The organism is Pseudomonadota bacterium (assembly GCA_010028905.1).
In the GTDB taxonomy this organism is placed as follows: domain Bacteria; phylum Vulcanimicrobiota; class Xenobia; order RGZZ01; family RGZZ01; genus RGZZ01.
The window spans coordinates 1-2888 of the sequence record RGZZ01000580.1 but is presented as its reverse complement, the minus strand read 5'-3'; the positions used below and the strand labels follow the sequence as shown (position 1 = coordinate 2888).

At 67.7% G+C, this 2888-nt stretch carries 3 protein-coding genes; 1 reads left to right on the top strand and 2 read right to left on the bottom strand.

Annotated elements, in window-relative coordinates; all coding sequences use genetic code 11:
- The coding region (locus EB084_23080; protein ID NDD31148.1) for a hypothetical protein at positions 1-692 on the top strand (692 nt) is incomplete at its 5' end.
- Between the two features lie 225 nt (positions 693-917).
- On the opposite strand, the gene EB084_23075 is transcribed toward EB084_23080, so the two are convergent.
- The gene (locus EB084_23075; GenBank protein NDD31147.1) at positions 918-1607 is read right to left on the bottom strand and encodes an HAD family hydrolase; all 690 of its coding nucleotides are present in this window, start codon (positions 1605-1607) and stop codon (positions 918-920) included.
- A gap of 3 nt (positions 1608-1610) precedes the next feature.
- Positions 1611-2675, bottom strand: coding sequence for a TIGR03617 family F420-dependent LLM class oxidoreductase (locus tag EB084_23070; protein ID NDD31146.1), 1065 nt, complete (start codon positions 2673-2675; stop codon positions 1611-1613).
- Between the last annotated feature and the right edge of the window lie 213 nt (positions 2676-2888).

The following is a 2888-nucleotide window of genomic DNA, read 5'->3' as shown; positions in this document are numbered from 1 at the left end:
CCGCCGCCCTGCTGAGGACCGCCGGCGCCGCCGCCCTGCTGAGGACCACCGCCGCCTCCGCCCTGCTGAGGACCGCCGGCGCCACCATCCTGGGGCTGCTGAGGCTGAGGCTGCTGCGCCTGATCAGGCTGCGGCTGCTCATCAGCCCCCTGAGGCTTGTCCTTGCCCAGCTGGTCTTTCAGGTCGCCCACCTGCTTCTGCAGATCGCTCACCTGGTTCTTCAGACCGGAGAGCTGGTCCTTGAGCGCCTGGGTGTTGTCGGGATTCTCTCCCTTGCCCTTGTCACCGACACCATCAACGCCCTTGGGGCCGCCCTTCTCGCCGTGGTGGTCGTGATGACCGTTATGGTCGCGCACCTGCCCGCTCTTGGCCGCTTCACTCGCGGCCTCGGGAGAGACCGAGGTGGTGTCCTTCGGATCTTTCGCTGCGCCGGCGGCCTCGCCCGCCTTGGCCTCACCGCGAGGCGCGTGCGCGCCCTCTGGCTTGGCCGCGGGACTCGCGTCGTGCGCCTTGGGCGCACCGCCACCCGCGCTCGGTGCGTGGGCCGCCGCCGCGCCGCCGCCGCCGCCCGCCTTTCCTACCGCACCCACTGGTGCTGCTCCGCTCTTGTCTGCCATGGGGAGGCTCCCTTCAGTCTCTTCTTCAGCGTCAGCCTGGGGGAGCGGCGTGCAAGCCTCGCAGCCCGAACGTGACCCAGCCCTGCTGTCGCCGTCTCTGTTCTGTAGTCACTGTACAGAGCGCCGACGAAGCCTCATAGGGGGAGCGTGTAACGGTATTCAATCACATGTTGACGTCTTGTTAACTCTTGTGCGAAGTCCGTCGCAAGACGCGGGCTCAGTTTATCGCCGCTCCGCAACGAACAGGAGTGAAGCCCACGCGAAAAATGGGAGAAGCGTCGAGACGGGTCGCCGTCCCCCTCACGAGAGGAGCAGGGTCACCACGGCCTGGGTGTCTGACAGGTCCGGGAGAACCGCCTCGGCACCCGTGGCGGCAAGCGCGTCGACGTCGCTGCGCCCCGTTGCCACCGCCAGCGCGCGCGCGCCAAACGCGTGCGCGGCGTCGACGTCACGGGGCGTGTCACCGATGACCCATGTCTCTGCGGCAACGAGATCGGCATCGAAGTGCGCGCACGCCCGGCGCAATGCCACGGGACCGAGGGCGCACCGATCGGCGCTGTCTGAACCGAACCCGCCCACGGCGAAGTAGTGGTCGAGGGCAAAGGCCCCCAGCTTGATGCGGGCGGTGTGCTCGAGATTCCCAGTCAACAGGCCCAGGCGCGCCTGCGGCTCGTTGGCGAGCGCCGCGAGCAGCGCGGGGACGCCCGGCTTGATCTGGCGTCGTGCGTCGACCTGCCTCAGCGCTTCGCCCAGATAGAGCGCATAGCTCGCCCAGACCGCTGCCTCGAGGTCTCCGATGGCGTGGCCCGTCGCCTCGATGATCTCGGAGAGGATGGCCGGATCGGTCTTCCCGTCCGGACTCACCCTTACGGCCTCCGGCGGAAGACCGGCCACTTCCTCGAGCGCGCGACGCAGCGCCCGCATGCCCACCCCCGCTGTATCGATGAGGGTCTGATCGATGTCGAAGAGAAGGAGCCTGGGTCTGCTCACGGCTCAGGCCGACACGCTCGCCGCGGCGAGGACGTCGGTGCAGCGCCGAATCGCTTCCGCGTGCTCTTCGGGCAGCGGGAACTGCGCGATGAGGCGATCGGCCTTGCCTCCCCATCGCCTCAGGAGCGCGTCCGGAAGCGACTCGAACGGAGCGCGCACGGCGAAGTGATCAACGAGATCGTCGGTGATGAGCGCCCCCATGGCAGCCCACTCTCCGGCTTTTGAGAGCCGATTGAGCTCCTTGCCGAGATCGCCCTGGCCCAGCTCTTCGAGCACCGCGTGATAGGCGGGGGTCGAACCGTAGAATGCGATCTGCTTGCGCACCTCGATATCGAGTCGGCGCTGCTGCGCCTCGGTGCCCGTGATGATGAACACCGGCGCGACCACGGTGAATGCGCTGCGCTCACGGCCAGAGGTCGCCAGGCCCTCTGCGATGGCAGGCGCCGTGACCTTGTCGAAGTACGAGGCCGTGGTGAAGGGGTGCAGCATGAAGCCCTCAGCGCATTCAGCGGCCATGGTGGTCATGCGCGGGCCCACCCCGGCCACGACGATGGGCACGTCCGGATGCTCGATGGGGCCCGGGCTGAAGAACGGGGTGAGCAGCGTGTGGCGATAGTATCGGCCCTCGTACTTGAGCCGCCCCCCCGTCTGGAAGGCAGTCCAGATGGCCCGCAGCGCGCCGATCATGTCGCGCATCTGCTCCACGGGGTTGTCCCAGGTCATCGAGAAGCGCTTCACGATGTGGGCCTCGACCTGGCTGCCGATGCCCAGCATGAATCGGCCCTTTGAGAGATCGGCCAGATCCCACGCCTCCTGCGCCAGGGTCATGGGGCTGCGCGCCAGGGCCACCGCGATGCCCGTGCCGAGGGTGAGGCGCGACGAATGCTCTGCCCCCAGCAGCAACGGGTAGAACGGATTGTGTCCGGTGTCGAGCGACCACATGCCGTGGAGACCGAGATTCTCGAGACGCGCCGCGGCAGCGGGGGCCTCTCCGGGTTTGCCGTTGAACACCGCATCGAGCTTCACTGTGCAGACTCCTTCGTACGCGGCCCCCGCATGTTTCGGCATCCGCCCAGGACACACGCCTCAGGGCGTCGCGCGCAGCAGGCAGGATAAGAATGGGGACCCCAGTGGGCGCGGGTGCTTCGGCCGGCACGCGACGTCCCCCTTCCGCCCGCGCGTCTGACTCCAATTGCGCGCATCCACGCTCATCTTCTTCGCGTGAGACGGACGCATGACGCAAAATCCAGGAAGATTTCCACCGCCTTCCCTACACTGCGC

Coding starts and splice junctions, on each gene's coding strand:
- EB084_23070 (NDD31146.1), bottom strand. CDS start 2,675: ATGCCGAAACATGCGGGGGCCGCGTACGAAGGAGTCTGCACAGTGAAG.